This is a genomic window from uncultured Maribacter sp. (assembly GCF_963974015.1).
GTDB lineage: Bacteria > Bacteroidota > Bacteroidia > Flavobacteriales > Flavobacteriaceae > Maribacter.
In genome coordinates, this window is the sequence record NZ_CAXBBZ010000002.1 from 545,906 (window position 1) to 563,373 (window position 17,468).

At 38.3% G+C, this 17,468-nt stretch carries 8 protein-coding genes; all 8 read left to right on the plus strand.

Translation table 11 applies throughout. The features are described 5' to 3' along the window. Positions 1-121 precede the first annotated feature (121 nt). Entirely contained in the window at positions 122-658 is a 537-nt protein-coding gene (locus AACZ41_RS06950) for an ester cyclase (RefSeq protein ID WP_339627639.1), read from the plus strand. Between the two features lie 80 nt (positions 659-738). Then, entirely contained in the window at positions 739-1,434 is a 696-nt protein-coding gene (locus AACZ41_RS06955) for a peptidase E (protein WP_339627640.1), read from the plus strand. A gap of 324 nt (positions 1,435-1,758) precedes the next feature. Continuing rightward, entirely contained in the window at positions 1,759-2,280 is a 522-nt protein-coding gene (locus AACZ41_RS06960) for a nuclear transport factor 2 family protein (RefSeq protein ID WP_339627641.1), read from the plus strand. 626 nt (positions 2,281-2,906) lie between these two features. Then, entirely contained in the window at positions 2,907-3,425 is a 519-nt protein-coding gene (locus AACZ41_RS06965; protein ID WP_339627642.1) for a RidA family protein, read from the plus strand. A 432-nt stretch (positions 3,426-3,857) separates the two neighbouring features. Beyond that, complete coding sequence (locus tag AACZ41_RS06970) at positions 3,858-5,816, plus strand: pyrroloquinoline quinone-dependent dehydrogenase (RefSeq protein WP_339627643.1); 1,959 nt, start codon at positions 3,858-3,860, stop codon at positions 5,814-5,816. Between the two features lie 313 nt (positions 5,817-6,129). Next, entirely contained in the window at positions 6,130-6,465 is a 336-nt protein-coding gene (locus tag AACZ41_RS06975) for a hypothetical protein (RefSeq protein WP_339627644.1), read from the plus strand. Positions 6,466-6,826: 361 nt separating this feature from the next. After that, complete coding sequence (locus AACZ41_RS06980) at positions 6,827-13,819, plus strand: ATP-binding protein (protein WP_339627645.1); 6,993 nt, start codon at positions 6,827-6,829, stop codon at positions 13,817-13,819. Beyond that, positions 13,816-17,466: a two-component regulator propeller domain-containing protein gene (locus AACZ41_RS06985; RefSeq protein ID WP_339627646.1), complete on the plus strand. Its 3,651-nt coding sequence runs from the start codon at positions 13,816-13,818 to the stop codon at positions 17,464-17,466. Before AACZ41_RS06980 ends, AACZ41_RS06985 begins: the two co-directional genes overlap by 4 nt. Positions 17,467-17,468 lie beyond the last annotated feature (2 nt).

Below are 17,468 nucleotides of genomic sequence, written 5' to 3' on the forward strand. Positions count from 1 at the left end.
CTCTCGATCAATAAATTAGCTCGTTCGGACAACATATGCTAACACTTATCCATTATCACCTATTAATTCAATTGTTTATCATTTCCTTTAAAATAATGAGGTTTTTGGAAAAAAGTCCAACATGGAAAAACTTAAATTCAATTTGTTCGCAATACTAATATCATTATTCTTTGCATGTAAGGATACAAATGCTCTCGAAACAAAGGATATTTTACCCAAAACCAATACTTCAGCAACTATTTTAAAAAAGGCTACAAAAACCTATTTAAGCGCATGGAGCGATAATGATACCGTTTTGCTCAAGATGATTACCATAAATAAATTGGTACGTAATGTAAACGGTAAAATACAATCGACAAATCAGAGTGAGCTTTTTGAATCGATGCAAATCTGGCATAGGGCAATGCCAGATTTTAAAATGATCGATAAAGAAATAAATGTATTTGAAAACAGAACATATGTCAATTGGATTGGTACAGGAACCAACACAGGTATGTTTGGTGACATACCCCCTACCGGAAAAATTGGTCATACAGTAGGCATGAGCATTCTAACTTTTGATGATGAAGCGCATATGGTTCATGAGTCCGTTGTCTTTGATAATTTGGGGCTATTAAAGGAATGGGGCTATTCAATTTCCTCCCCAATTATGGAGTAAAAAAGTATGTCAATTCAAAAACTTTAAAAAATAGTAGTTCTATACCATCCTTTTAATTTTGAATGAATTAATTTGTCTTTATGAAAAGACAGCTTTTAATTTACGGTAGTGGTAGACATACCGTGCCTTTTTTGAAGTACATGGCAGAGACTACGGGTAAGAACAAACCTAACCTGTGTTTTATTCCTACCGCTAGTGGTGAAGATCAAGATTACATCAACTCATTTTATGACGTCTGTTCGCAGATTAATGTGGTTCCACATGTGATGAGCGTATGGATAAATTCTTATGATCAGAAGGAATCGTTCGATGAAATCATTTCAAAAATGGATGCTATTGTCGTTGGCGGTGGAAACACCCTAAACATGTTGGCTATATGGAAAGCACAAGGCATTGATATTGCCCTCAAAAAAGCATATGATGATGGAGTAGTTATGGGTGGCGGTAGTGCTGGTTCTTTATGTTGGTTTAATGGTGGGACAACAGATTCAAGACCAAAGGAATTAAGCATCGTTGGTGGAATGTCATTTATTGATAAAAGTCATTGTCCGCATTATAATTCAGAAGCTTCTCGAAGACCTTTATATCATAATAATATTGCAATAGGTAAACTATCCGATGGTTACGCTTGTGATGACCGTTCTGCCATTCATTTTATTGATGAGGTAGTACATACCTCTATTTCTTTAGACAGTCAAAACCATTCCTATTACGTACATATCAACAGTGATGGTGAAATCGAAGAACAACTTTTACCAAGCACTATTGTAACTTAAAGTAATTAAGTAAATCTAAATTAATTTTTAGGAGAAGTAAATCATGTTACAATGCCAGAACAACTAATATGTATCTGGTACGCTCCCCTATTTTGTGTGCTGATTAATTTCCATTGCTCTATTTTATTATAGAAAACGATCATTTTATTATTAGACATAAAATCCATTCGCCAAAAGCCTCGATAAATAAAAAGAACTATTCGGACAGTTTAAAATCATATCCGTCCAAAACCAATTGTATTTAAAACGGAATATTGATTTCTTTAAAATGGCTCCTTCACTTAGAATTTAAAAAAATAGTATTAATTAGTAAATCAATAAATCATGAAAAGATTAAGAAACATATTTCTTTTTGTCACCCTAATGTTTGGAGTAACTTTAAGTATGGCACAAGAGCCTAAAGTGTCTTTAGATTTCGACAATGGGAAAACCGCCACCGAAACACTAAAAAAGTATGTGACAGCATTACAAAATGCCGATGCTGAAGGCGTAGCTGCTTTAATGACCAAAGACGCAATGGTTTATGGACTTGGTGGTGGCTTAGACTCTTTGAATGCAACGCAACACAAAGCATATTGGGTCAATAGCCTTACCAACTACAAACATAATATTTCGAATGATTTGTATTTACCTGTAAAGGTGGAAAATAATTGGAATGAAGGGGAATGGTTGCTTACCTGGGGCGTAAACACCCTTGAAAACAACAAAACCGGAATTGTAACACCCGTACCTTACCATATTGCTTCATTGGTAGTCGACGGTAAAATTACGACCATGCGTTATTATTTAGACTATATCAGCTTATTGACAAAACAAGGGTATTCGGTAACACCGCCCACTGAATAATATAATCTACCCGAACCTTTATAAACAATCAAACTTTGGCCTACCCAACATCACTTTTCTATAAGCAGCAGTTTAGGTATTATCAACCGGTCTGCTGCTGGTAAAAACTGATGAATAAAAATAATAACAGGCAGACCTAACTCGGGGGAATCTATTTTGTCAATAGTTGTGTTTTAATTTTAGTATTATTGAAAACAACCACTTATCTATTGACAAATAAGGTCTGCCTTTTTTTAAAGCATTCGAAAAAGGTAATGATTAAGTCGCACTGGGTTTATCGGATAAAAAAGTCGCGTGGAACATGACAGAGGAGAATGCCCAATCATATGGCAATCCAAACAAATGACAAAGAGCGTATAGAACGGCATATTTGCTCGACATGTGAGAGAACATGAATACTTTAACCTTAACGATATTGAACTACATAATATGTATAATGACAAAGTGCTCGAAATATTATGGTTTAATGCAAAAAGGAAGAGTAATGTGCACAATATACCGCTCAATTCGCACATCTTTGAACCCTGAAAAATGGGAAAGTAGTTATATTTTAACAATATAAAGACACCAAGCGATTGGCAGATGTGGCTAATAAATAATCAACAACCTTAAAAACACTAAATATTTTGAAGAAAACATCATTTTTAAAATTTGGAACTACCTTACTTTTAGTAATAATTACCACGGTTGGTTGTAACCGACCACAAAATGAAAAAGTAACGGAAAAAGTGGTAGAAACAGTAGAAATTGAATCTGAAGCCCCCGAATATTTCCTGCTTCGACCAGAGGTAGAAAAAGCCTATGGCTATTCACATGCCGTTAGAATAGGAAAAGATATAAAAATCTCTGGTGCTGTAAGTATGGACGATAAAGGAAATCCAACAGCTATAGGGAATTTTGAACAGCAAATGATTAACTGTTATACAGATTTGGAAAGAATCTTAGCGCATTATGACTGTACATTTGATGATGTAGTTGTAGAAAACATATTTACTACCAATATGCCTAAATTTTTGGAAGCTGCCGTTTATAGAAATGAAATCTACACGAAACATTTCCCAACAGGATCTTGGCTTGGGGTAAAAGAATTGGCATTGCCAGAATTGATGATCGAAATAGAATTAGAAGTGTATAAAGCAGATTAAAAGTAGTGTCAGGAGATTTTAAAAGTCAATTTCCCTAAAGCAGATGTCATTACCATAGGCAACATTCTTCTTGATTGGGGCATTAATTATTATTGAAAATAAAATTGATAATAATCGAAATAAAAATCATATTGGATTGCCGATGTCTTTAAATATGCTTAACGAAACATCTGAAGGGTGCTATTTTTGGCTGCAGATTTTAGTATGTTGTCAAAAGAAGTTTGTTTTCAAGAAATCTCTAGCATCAAGCTTACGGGGCCAGCAAGTGCAGTAATTACATGTAAATGATTTAAAAAAAATTAAGTTGATTTCAGTAGTTGTTTGAATTAACTATTTATCAAACTGACCAACACTTTCAGGACCCGAATGTACATTTCGGGTCTTCTTTGATTAGAATTCAATGTTCTATGCTATAACCTAAAATTAATACACATGAAAATTAACTATGCAACATTCGCGTTACTTCTGATATCCCTATTTTTGATTAACTGTTCGGATCAATCATCAGATTTAGGCGCAAATTGGACTTCTTATGCTTCAGATAAATTTAGTTCCAAATACTCTCCCTTAGACCAAATCAATAAGGAAAATGTAAAAGATCTCCAAATGAAATGGACTTGGGAATCCCCAGATAATGATCTTAAAGAACAATTTAAATTTCCTGTTTCTATTTACCAGGCCACCCCTATTGCAATCAATGGAATATTGTATGTAAGTTCCTCAACGGCAATAGTATCAGCAATAAATGGATCAACTGGCCAAACTATTTGGACCTATGATCCAGAAACCTATAAGTCGAATGCTCCTGCACATGGAGCATATATTCACAGAGGGGTTTCCTATTGGGATGACGGGAAAGAAGGGCGAATTATAGTTGGAACCCCCGATGCTCGGTTAATATCATTAAATGCCAAGGATGGGAGTTTGGTTGAATCATTTGGTAAAAGTGGAATAGTAGACCTTTCCCAGGGTCTAAGCCGTCCGTTCGATGCTTCTCACTATGGAATTTCCACTCCTCCAATTATTGCCAATAACGTAATTGTAATTGGAGCTTCGATTACAGATGCAAGCCCACAGAGTATGAGGCCTCCTGGAGATGTAAGAGGATTTGATGTAAAGACAGGAGAGCAATTGTGGGTATTTCATACCATACCACAAGCTGGTGAATATGGGAATGATACTTGGGAAAATGAATCTTGGAAAATTACCGGTAACACCAATGTTTGGACAAGAATGAGTGCCGATGAGGAGTTGGGATATGTTTATTTACCAATAAGTACACCAACTAACGATTGGTATGGTGGCAATAGATTAGGAGACAACTTGTTTGCAGAAAGTTTAGTGTGTTTGAATACCCGAACAGGAGAACGAATTTGGCATTTTCAAATGGTTCATCATGGCGTATGGGATTACGATTTACCAGCAGCTCCTAATCTTTTAAACATTAATAGAGATGGTAAATCTGTGAAAGCTGTTGCGCAAGTGAGTAAACAAGGATTTACATATGTATTTAATCGTGAAACAGGTGAACCCATATGGCCTATTGAAGAAAAACCTGTACCACAATCTACTGCGCCAGGTGAACGAACCTCTCCCACACAACCATTTCCCACAAAACCAGCTGCTTTTGACAGACAAGGTGTCACCAAAGATGATATTATCGATTTTACTCCTGAATTGTTTGATGAAGCTTGGGCAAGTTTAAATGAAATAGATAAGGGTGAATTGTTTACCCCTCCTACCGAAAACGGCTTAGTGTATCTACCAGGAGCACTAGGCGGAGCAAACTGGCATGGAGCAGCTGTAGACCCGGAAAGTGGGGTGCTCTATATTCCTTCGATGACATTTCCCGGGTTTTTTAAAATAATAAAATCAGACTCTACAAAAACAGATGCCAATTATGAATGGCAAGGATTCTGGGTCTCAGGTCCACAGGGTCTTCCATTGTTTAAGCCGCCTTATGGTAGAATTACAGCTATAAACTTGAATACCGGAGATCATAAATGGCAGTCCCCCATGGGAGAAGGTCCTAGAAATCATCCTTTGTTAAAAGATTTGAATTTACCCAGATTGGGGTGGAATTTACGTGGATCTCCTTTACTTACGAAGACCTTGCTATTTATTGGGCAAGAAGGCAAGTATTGGGAGTATGTACCTGCCTTGGTTGGCGGAGCAAAACTAAGCGAAGTACAAACTCAAGAAATTATAAATTTTGAACCAAAAATGCAAGTGTTTGATAAGGACAGTGGAGCGTTGATTCATGAAATTGAACTTCCCTTGAATGTTACGGCTGCGCCCATGACCTACATGGTAGAAGGTAAACAATATATTGCATTTGCTGTGGGCGGATCAATAGGACCTGCAAAAATTATTGCATTAGGATTAAAATAATACGGCATTAAACGGCATAGAATAACGTATATAAATTAAAATAGAGTATACCAAAAATCTTTAAAACGGCATCTGGGTATGCTGACTTAATAAGAATTTAATCTATATGATGATTGATGATTTTGGCTTTCTAACAATAGTATTTTTCGTCCTCTCGAAATCTAAAGTAGATGAAACTAAATCAAACATTATGGTTGATATAATTGGTTCTGCTTTTCTTTATTTAAATCTATATATTAGTAGATATATTTAGTAAATAATTATGAAATATTAGCGCTCTAGAGAGCAACAAACAAAATAAAAAACTAAAAAAATGAGTAACTCAAGTAAAAATTGGTCAAAGAACGAACTGAAGGTCTATCTGTTATTATTATGTGCACAGGCAGATTCAGAACTGACCCAAATAGAGATTGATATGATAAAGCAAAAAACAGATAGCGCCACGTTTGCATCACTCTATAAAGAATTTATAAAGGATGATGAGGATACCAGCTTTGAAAAAATAGAAGCTTCAATCGGTGTCCTCGAATATAGTCAGATGGAATTGTCGGATTTAAAAAAGGAACTCTATGAACTCTTCCGTTCAGATAAAAAATTCACAGCCGCAGAACAATATTTGAATAAAATACTTGACAATATTCTGTACTAAATATTTAAGTGAATTTATACATGTCAAATTATTTTAAGAAAAGAGTTATGTGCATCTTCAAAGCTATAGCATTCAAATAAAATCATATTCTGTAGTATTTTTCGTCAATATGTCAAATAACCCTAACTCCATATAAAAATCTCCTGTACTTAAAGTAAAACTTAAAGCTAATTTTCTTAATTTAAACAGCTACAAAGCGCCCCACTAGTTATTTAAAAGGTCAAGTTATGCCTGGTCATCAAATGGATCATAAATCATATGTATTGATTTTTTAGTTTTTTAAAAATTAGAAATGCTCTATATAACTACAAGTATGTTTTAATTGGCGTTTTTCTATTTCAACAGCAGTACCGACCAAACTATGAAACCAACCAAAAAGATTGAGGCCACAGTATTAGATGTTTATAATAAGTGGTTGCACAGCTACTTAAATGGTGATGTGGCCACCTACAATTTCTACTTAGATGATGCCTTTCATTTTATTGGTTCTACTGGCAATGAAGAATTCTTAAACAGAAAGGATACTACTAATTTCTTTAAGGTTACAGCTGAACAACTTTCTGGAAAGACCCAGTTACGTAATGAAACCAAAATTGTTGAGCAGTTTGGGGAATTGGTATTTATTACCCACCTATTCGATGCTTGGTTTATGAATGGAAATGATTGGAATTTTTACGGTCGATTTCGTTTTAGCAATATACTAGAGCAGAATGAGGCCGGTTGGCATTTTGTGTATCAACACTATTCCACACCGGACAGCAAAGCACAGGAAGGAGAAACTATAGGTTACGATCAAATAAGTGCGGAAAACCTTCAATTGCGCGAAGCAATACAACGACGCACGAAAGAACTCGAAGAAAAAAATCGTGAGTTAGAAATAGAGGGGGCATTGCAGAGAATCCGTGCACAAGCGGTAGCGATGAAAGAATCGACAGACCTGCTGGATATAGTGGTCACCATGCGTACCGAATTCACCAACCTAGGCCACGAAGCACATTATTTCTGGCATATGATGTGGCTGCCCGATACATACGAGAAGGCAATGACTTCTGGGGACGGAACCAAAATAGGTTTTGTAATGGAGTTACCCAGACACATCCATGGGGATATCCCATTGTTGACCAAATGGGAAAAGAGCAAGAAACCTTTGATCGTCTATACAATGGAGGCCGAAGATGCGATAGCATATATAGATAAAATGATATCGTTGGGCGATTTTCAGAATATTGATCCCCAGGCACCAAGTCATGACGATGTCCGGCATATTGGCGGACTTACCTTCATTATGGCGCGTACCACACATGGGGAAATCGGGTATAGCTTACCCGGGGTAGTTGAAAATCCGCCACAGGAAGACCTCGAAATTTTGGAACGTTTTGCTGGAGCATTCGACTTGGCCCACCGTAGATTTTTAGACCTTCAAAAAGCGGAAAAACAGGCTCGTGAGGTAGAAATAGAACTCGCTTTAGAAAAAGTAAGAAGTCGTACCATGGCCATGCGCAACAGTTCAGAATTGGCAGAGGCCTCTGCCCTGTTGGATGAACAGGTACGCAATCTAGGAATCAAAACCTGGGGGTGCGCTTTTCATATCTATGCGGACAATGATGAAGGGGATGGCGAATGGTTCACTAGCGAAAATGGTAAGTTGCCTTTTTATAAAACTCCCAGAGAAAAATTCTTTTTAGATTTTTATAAGAAGGGACAGCGTGGAGAAAAGTTTCATGTACAAGAATTTTCAGGGGCCAAATGCAAGGCGCATTATGAGTATTTAAAATCAATTTCCGTTTTAGGTGATTCCCTTAGAGCCATGGAAAACTCAGGTCTCTCTTTACCCGACTACCAGATTGACAATATAGCTTTCTTCAAGTATGGGTACATTCTATTCATCACTTATGAGCATGTACCAGAAGCCTATATTATTTTCCAGCGTTTCTCTAAGGTCTTCGAACAGACGTACACGCGCTTCCTTGACCTTCAAAAAGCCGAGGCACAAGCAAGAGAGGCTCAAATAGAGATGGCCTTGGAAAAAGTACGCTCTCGTACCATGGCCATGCAGCATAGTGATGAATTGCCAGAAGCTGCTAATCTGCTGTTCACAGAAATTCAAAAATTGGGCATTCCGGCTTGGAGCTGTGGTTACAACATATTGTCTGATGACAAAAAATCGAGTATCTGCATCATGAGCAGTGAAGGTGAAATGCAGATTCCTTTTGTTTTACCGCTTACAGAACATAAAAGCTTAAAACCATGGCATAAAGCCATAAAAAATAACAAAAAATTTTTCTTTCACGGTCAGGATGGAAAGGATTTGGTTGAACATTACAACTACATGAAATCGCTTCCAGGTTTAAAAGAAACGTTTAAGCAATTTGAAGATGCAGGCTTACAGTTGCCCACCCAGCAATTTAACCACCTCGTTCGTTTCAACGAAGGCTTCTTGCTCTTTATTACCTATGAGGAAGTACCTGAAGCACACGATATCTTTCAACGATTCGGAAAGGTTTTTGAACAAACCTATACCCGCTTTTTAGACCTTCAAAGAGCAGAAGCACAAGCTCGTGAAGCGCAGATAGAAGCTTCTTTGGAAAGAGTTCGTTCTAAAACAATGGCCATGCACAGCAGTGAAGATGTGGACATTACCGTACTTACCTTATTTGAAGAGGTTTCAAAATTGGGGCTGGACAAGTCCATCCGTTGCGGTATTGGAATTCTCCAGGACAGGGAATATATGGAAACTTGGTCGGCTACTTCTACTCTAAACGGTAAGGTAGACCTTAAAGTGGGAGACTTGGATATGACTTTACATCCCCTATTGGTAGAAATTAAGAAAACATGGCAAAATGGCAAGAAAACTTTATCCTACGAATTAGAAGGTAAGGAAGTAGAGGAATATTATACCGTATTGAACCGTGCACCTCAATATCCTTTTCAGGTAGATTTGACTAAACTTCCAAACAAAACATACCACAACAGTTTCTATTTTAATGCAGGGGTTCTTTTTGCTTTTACGGACGCACCAATTTCAAAGGAAGCAGTTAGCGTGCTCAATAGATTTTCTGGTGTTTTTGGACAAACGTATACCCGCTTCCTCGACCTTCAAAAAGCAGAAGCACAGACGAGGGAATCAGAGATAGAACTGGCATTGGAAAGAGTAAGGGCAAGAACTATGGCCATGCAATCATCTGAAGAACTGGCAGATGCAGCCTTTGTGCTTTTTGAACAGTTACGTAATCTAGACGGTAAACTTTGGGGTACCGGTTTTGGCTTGTGTGATGAGAATTTGGACACGGATGAATTTTGGTTCGCGAATGAAAATGGCGTCTTCCCACCCGTTGTGATTCCCAATACTACCGACCCCGCACATAAAGAGATGTACCAGGGGTGGTGCAAAAAAGTTGATTTTCTAACCCTTGAAAAATCTGGCAAAGCACTAAAGCAGCATTATAATTACATGTTATCCATTGCTGAGGTAAGGCCCTTTTTTCAAAAAATCTTAGACGAGGGACTTCAATTTCCTGAAAAACAGCAATGGAACGCCGCTTATTTTTCAAAGGGCTATTTACTGATTATCACACTAGAACCCTATGCCGATGTAGAAATCCTAAAAAGATTTGCCAACGTTTTTGAACAGACGTATACAAGATTTTTAGACCTTCAAAAAGCAGAAGCACAGGCACGAGAAGCGCAAATTGAGGTTGCTTTGGAAAAGGTGCGAAGCAGAACTATGGCAATGCAACGAAGTGACGAACTTCGAGAAACGGCAGTACTGATGTTCGATCAAATTCATTCATTGGGAGTGCAGGTTATGGGCTGTGGTTTTAATATTTGGGATGCTGACCAGAAAGAAGCTACCGCTTGGATGACCGGGATTAATCGTATGCAGCCTCCTTTTAAGACATCAAGTTCAAAAGATATTTTTCTCAATATATATGAGGCGGCAAATCGGGGAGAATCATTATTTGTTAAAGAACAAGTTGGTGAGGAGCTGCTGGAGCATTACAAATACATGGCTTCTATTCCAACCTTTAAAGAGATTATGGAAAAAGCACCGCAAGAAGGTAATGCTGTCCCAACATTTCAAATTGTGCATTGTGCCTTTTTCACCCACGGTTATCTCATGTTCATCACGTTAGAACATGTATTTGAAGCCCATAATATTTTCATACGTTTCGCCAGTGTTTTCGAACAGACCTATACCCGTTTTCTTGACCTTCAAAAATCAGAGGCACAGGCCCGTGAAGCAAGAATTGAAGCTGCTCTTGAACGTGTACGTTCCAGAAGTATGGCAATGCATAGCAGTGATGAACTCAAAGACGTCATTCAGGTAATATATGACCAATTTGTACAGTTGAATATACACATCGAGCATGCCGGGTTCATTCTGGATTATAAGAACAATAAGGATATGCATATTTGGTTGGCAGATCGGCATGCTGTATTTCCTGAGGTAACCCTTCCCTATTTTGATTGTGCCCATTGGAACAGCTTTAACAAGGCCAAGAAAAAAGGGCAACAGTTTTTCGCCAACCAATTGGGTTTTGAAGAGAAAAACAAATTCTATAATGACCTTTTTGAATATATTCCAGACTTACCGGATGACACCAAAAAAACATATTTAAAATTTGATGGTTTAGCTATATCTACGGTGTTACTGGAAAGTATTGGTTTATATATTGAGAATTTTTCGGGCATTCCTTTTACAACTGAAGAAAACGCAGTGCTGATACGCTTTGGAAAGGTGTTTCAACAAACGTATACGCGTTTCCAGGATCTTCAAAAAGCAGAAGCACAAACTCGTGATGCTCAAATAGAAGCTGCCTTAGAAAAAGTAAGAAGCCGAACTATGGCCATGCAGAAAGGTGAAGAAGTTAAAGATGTTGTGGTCCTTTTATATAAAGAGCTTATAGCACTTGGTGTTACCAACTTTGCATCTTGTGGTTATGTAGAAATAAATGAGGAAACCCAATTGCAATCTACTTGGGTTACAAGTCCTGGAGGAGACTCATTAGGGTTATTTTATTTGCCAATGACTGGAGATGTCCATTTTGATGCACGTTACAAGGCATGGAAAAAGCAACAAACGGTATTCCACCAAACAGTTGCTGGTATAGAACGAAAAAAACATCTTGAATATGCCATTACTACTTTTAATTCAAAAGAGGCAGAGGAAATGGTTCTTAATCAGTTTCCTGACCCAACTGTATTTTATTGCTTTAATTTTTCACATGGTTACCTTCATGTAGTTGCAGGTTCTCTTCTTACAGAAGAAGAGGAAGCTTTGCTAGCTAGATTCACAAAGGTTTTTGAACAAACCTATGCACGTTTTTTAGACTTAGAGAAAGCAGAAGCACAAACACGCGAAGCTCAAATAAATCTTGCCGTAGAACGTGTAAGAGCCAAAGCCTTAGCAATGCACAAATCTGAAGAGATTATAGAACTTGTTGCTAAACTTAAAAATGAGGTCATGAGTTTAGACATTCCTGATGTTGTTGCTGCTACAATTTTTCTAAATGAAGGCGATGATAAAGTGAGAATGTGGGATCTTTCTTCTCTTGAAGACGAAGATAATTATGCTGAAGTACCATTTGATATCACTTTTAAACTCAAAAAATCAGATCCAAACTTATACATAAAACGTGTTTGGGAAAATCCAGAAAATTATTTCGTAGAAATACAGGAAGAAAAAGATTTAAAAAGACTGATGCTATGGTTACGAGAGCAACGTAAAAATGAGATTGCAGATGAAGTTGAAGATTTTATAGAAAAAATACAGTTAAAACGTTTATACCACTCAGCAAGAAAACTGAATAATGGAAAGTTGGTAATTGACCAATTAAATCCGCCTTCAGATGAAATGGAGACCATCCTTACCAAAATGGGAGCTGCTTTTGACTTGGCTTATAAGCGTTTTGAAGATTTAAAAAAGGCCGAAGCACAGGCAAAAGAAGCACTAATTGAAGCCGCTTTAGAGCGTGTTAGAAGTCGAACTCTTGCCATGCAAAAATCTGAAGAATTAGCAGAGACTTCTGTTATTGTTTTTAAACAACTTTTAGAACTTGGTATCGCTCCTACCCGTTTATTTATAGGTATCATTAATGATAATGCCACAAAAGTTGAAGCCTGGGCAACCAATGAAGATGGCAGTAAAATAGCTAAGCATTTTACTTTAGAAGCTTTAAAGAATAAGTCGATTAAAAAAATGATTACGGGCTGGAAACAGCAAAAAAAATCGATTGTCTTAGATATGAAAGGCAAAGAACTGCAAGAGTATTTTCATTATCTAAATAAAGACATGAAGATTCCTTTTATCAATGGTTTAAAACAAAAAAGAAGAGTACAAACCATTGCCTATTTTTCTGGTGGCTTAATAGGTATGGTTGCTCCTGAAGAACAACCTGAAAACAGCATCCGTTTGTTAGAGCGCTTCGCAGCCGTTTTTAATTTGACATACACACGATTTAAAGATTTAAAAATTGCTGAAGCTAACGCAGAAAAAGCAGAACAAGATTTAATAAAATTACAAGCTGCGAAAAAAAGCGCTGAAGAAGCCCTTACCGAATTGCAACTCACTCAAAACCAATTAATCCAAGCCGAAAAAATGGCAAGTTTAGGTGAGTTAACGGCAGGTATAGCACATGAAATACAAAACCCGTTGAACTTTGTCAATAACTTTAGTGAAGTCAGTAACGAACTTATTGATGAAATGAACGAGGAATTGGATAAAGGGGATCTTGAAGAAGCAAAGGCTATTTCATTGGATATCAAACAAAACCTTGAAAAGATAAACCACCATGGTAAACGTGCGGACAATATTGTAAAGGGTATGCTACAACACTCAAGAAGTAGTAGCGGCACAAAAGAACCTACGGATATCAATGTGCTTGCGGATGAATATTTGCGATTGGCTTATCACGGTTTACGGGCAAAAGACAAAAGCTTTAATGCCACTCTAGAAACCGATTTTGATGAAAGCATAGGCACTATTAATGTACTACCACAAGATATGGGCAGAGTAATCTTAAACTTAATCACCAATGCCTTTTATGCGAGCAACGAACGGAAGCAAGCATCTAAAGATGAGGTCTTTAAACCTACCGTATCCGTTAGCACTAAAAAACTAAAAAGCACCATAGAAATCTCTGTAAAGGACAATGGTAACGGCATCCCAAAAGAAATAGTGGATAAAATATTCCAACCCTTTTTCACCACCAAACCTACCGGCCAAGGCACTGGCTTAGGACTGAGCTTAAGTTATGATATAGTAAAAGCACATAGTGGGGAGATAGGAGTAGAAAGTGAACAAGGTGAGGGAACAACCTTTATTATTTCCTTACCTTTTAAAATCAATCAATGATCATGATATCAAGAACGAAAACCATACTATTCCTTTCCTTACTTACGGCCATTTTTGCGGTATCCTGTAATGATGATAAAGTTCAAAAAGGCGCTCTTGACCCGACCTCTTTCCGAACGCCTATTACCAAAGCATTTGAGTACACCGAAACCAAACCCATCGAATGGCAAGTTGTTGACCCGGAGAGTATTGACCTTCCTCAAACATACTCGTTGGACATTGACAAAATACCCTCTCAGCCATTCATTATCAATGATTTCAAACCTCTAAATTCTCCGATGGAGGAATCTCCCTTAGATTGGGATCCCAAAAATAGGATTGAGCTGGAGTTTGAAACCATTCCGATTGAAAAGAAAATTTCCATCCTTCCCACGCCTGTCGTCACCAAAATGAACCAACCAAGTGTTCTGACTGGAGTCTCTTCGGGGATATTACAACTTTCCATGAGTGAGGGGCTGCCCTCTAACGAAATCAGAAAAGTGCTTCAGAACGAGGACGGGAGCTATTGGATTGCCACATTTGACGGTGGACTGTCTCTCTACAACGGGAATGAGTTGTATACTTATGACTACAGAAACATCTGGGATATTGTATTAGATCAGGATGGTAAATTATGGGTGGCCACGGGAAATAATGGGGTCTTCGTACTAGATTTCAAAAAAAGAACGCAAACCCATTTTCTGGCAACGAAGACAATACTTTCCCTTCTTTGTGATCATCAAAATCAAATATGGATGAACCATTGGCAAAATGCCAACTATGTCATGGATAGTGAAATGAAGCAGTTGCGACAAATTACCAATCCCGGCTTTGAAGGTGGGTTTCGGATAATGGAGGATCATAGGAACAATATTTGGCTCACTCATAATAGTGGTGGTCAAATTGTATTAAGCGTTATCGGGGAAGACCGTGAAGACTACGTAGAAATCTTGAATGATCGGGTTTCATATTTTTTTCAAGACTCAAATCACAGTATGTGGCTGGCCGCCGAAAAGGGTCCTATGGCCATTTCATTAGAAGAAAAAACAGCTGCTACCATTGACAATAAAAAGGGGGGTCTTGGGTGGCAAGTTTTATTTGAGGAAGATCGTCACGGAAGGTTATGGGTCATAAAAAATGATACTATAGAGGTGCTCAGTAAAGATCGCAGACAGATGAAAACGATTGTCACCAATAGTTCTGTAAGATGGGGAAATGCGATAAAAGATAACAAGGGCGTAATCTGGATTGGTACTACGGAAGGAATCCTTCTTTTGGATCCGGATGGACCTTTGCCCGAGTTCCTAGACGAGTCTGATGGGCTGATCGATAGTGAAGTCAGGAGTTTGGAGGAAGATCATCGAGGGGATATCTGGCTAGGCACACCGGAAGGCATCAATATTTATAACCCTTCCAGCAAGACCCTCAAAGCGATCGATGATGCAACGCTACAAAACCCAAATTCAAGAAATATTTTTTTCATCAAAGAAATTGAAAAAGACAATCTATTCGTTGATGGAGATCTGCAGGGTTTTCTCATTATCAATCGCGAGGAAAAAGTACTCACCCAGTATCTAACAACGCAACACATTGCGCAACGGGTTTTCGGCGCCCTCAAAGACGAAGAGGGCTTCTATTGGTTAGCCACCGATAATGGACTCGCGGTATATAATCCGGTATCAAATGGATTAAAGATCATCCCAAAGGAGTCTCCCCAATTAGGTTCTGATCGGGTAAGCTGTATTCTGGATGATGGATCAGGTCGTTACTGGCTGGGCACAAGCAATGGATTGGTTATCATAGATCCGGATAAAAATACGATCCAATATTTACGGGAACAGAAAGGATTGGCCAATAACAACATCTGGAAGATCATGCAGCGAGAGGATGGCACATTGTGGGTGGCAACAGATGGTGGCATCTCGATTATAAATCCTGTCAGTCAAACCATCACCAATCTGGGTGAAGCAGAAGGACTCGTACCGGACGCCGTGTACAACTTACAGGAAAAAGATAGTACCCTATACTTAGGGATGGTAGATGGTCTCCTGATGGTAAATCCTCCCGCTGATCTAAACAAGCCCTGGAATTTCTTCAAATACAGCGCGGCTCAAGGTTTTCTCTCAAATGACTATAACCGAAGAGCAAGCTTACTTCTGCCTAACGGGCAACTTTGGTTTGGTAGTGGGCCTAATTGGAAATTGACCATTCTGACACAAGATCCGGTGATTGACACCTTGTCCGGTCTGGTTTTCATCACCGGACTAACAATCATGGATGACGAACGCTCTTTTGATCGTATGGCAGATTTAAGGCCCCTTGTTGAGACGGGAGATACCCTGTGGTCCAGCGATGGCAATCAACTCTTCACCAAAAATACGCTGCCGAAAGACTCCGGATATGTATTTGATAATCAAATCCAATGGGACAGCCTTTCAAGTCCTTACAAATTGCCCATCGGGCTGCAACTGCCTTATGATCAAAATTATCTACAGTTCAGTTTTGCCAATCTGAGTGTCTTGAACAGAGACAAAATCTCATTCAGATATATGCTGGCAGGCGCTGACGATCGCTGGATCTATGCAGGTCAGGAGCCTCAAAGCAAAAATTACTTTAATCTCCCACCCGGTGCCTACACCTTTCGCGTCGCAACCAGAGGAATCAATGGCCAATGGGGTGAACCTGCTGAATTCAGTTTTCGAATTTTTCCTCCCTGGTGGCTTACCTGGTGGGCTTACTTGGCTTATGCAATCCTAGTCTTCGTGGGCATCTGGGCTATCGTTCAATACCGCTCAAGGCGATTAAAGAAGGAAAACCGTTTGCTCGAAGAAAAAATAACTCAAAGAACCGATGACCTTCGGGAGACCATTAGCAACCTTAAATCAACCCAAAACCAATTAATCCAAGCCGAAAAAATGGCAAGTTTAGGTGAGTTAACGGCAGGTATAGCACATGAAATACAAAACCCGTTGAACTTTGTCAATAACTTTAGTGAAGTCAGTAACGAACTTATTGATGAAATGAACGAGGAATTGGATAAAGGGGATCTTGAAGAAGCAAAGGCTATTTCATTGGATATCAAACAAAACCTTGAAAAGATAAACCACCATGGTAAACGTGCGGACAATATTGTAAAGGGTATGCTACAACACTCAAGAAGTAGTAGCGGCACAAAAGAACCTACGGATATCAATGTGCTTGCGGATGAATATTTGCGATTGGCTTATCACGGATTACGGGCAAAAGACAAATCATTTAATGCCGAACTGGTAACCGATTTTGATGAGCATATTGGAAAAGTAAATATGATACCACAAGACATGGGGCGGGTAATTCTCAATTTAATTACGAATGCGTTTTATGCAGTGAATGAAAAGAAGCAAAAAGACACAAATTTTAAACCTATAGTATCTGTAAATACTAAAAAGATAGATAACCATATCACGATAAGTGTCTCAGATAATGGAAATGGCATTCCAGAAAAAGTTAGAGAAAAAATCTTCCAACCCTTTTTTACCACCAAGCCCACAGGCCAAGGTACAGGCTTGGGATTAAGCATGAGTTATGATATTGTAACGAAAGGCCATGGTGGGGAATTAAGAGTAGAAACAATAGAAAATAAGGGCACCACATTTATAATAAAATTGCCATATACAACCAACAATTAGAC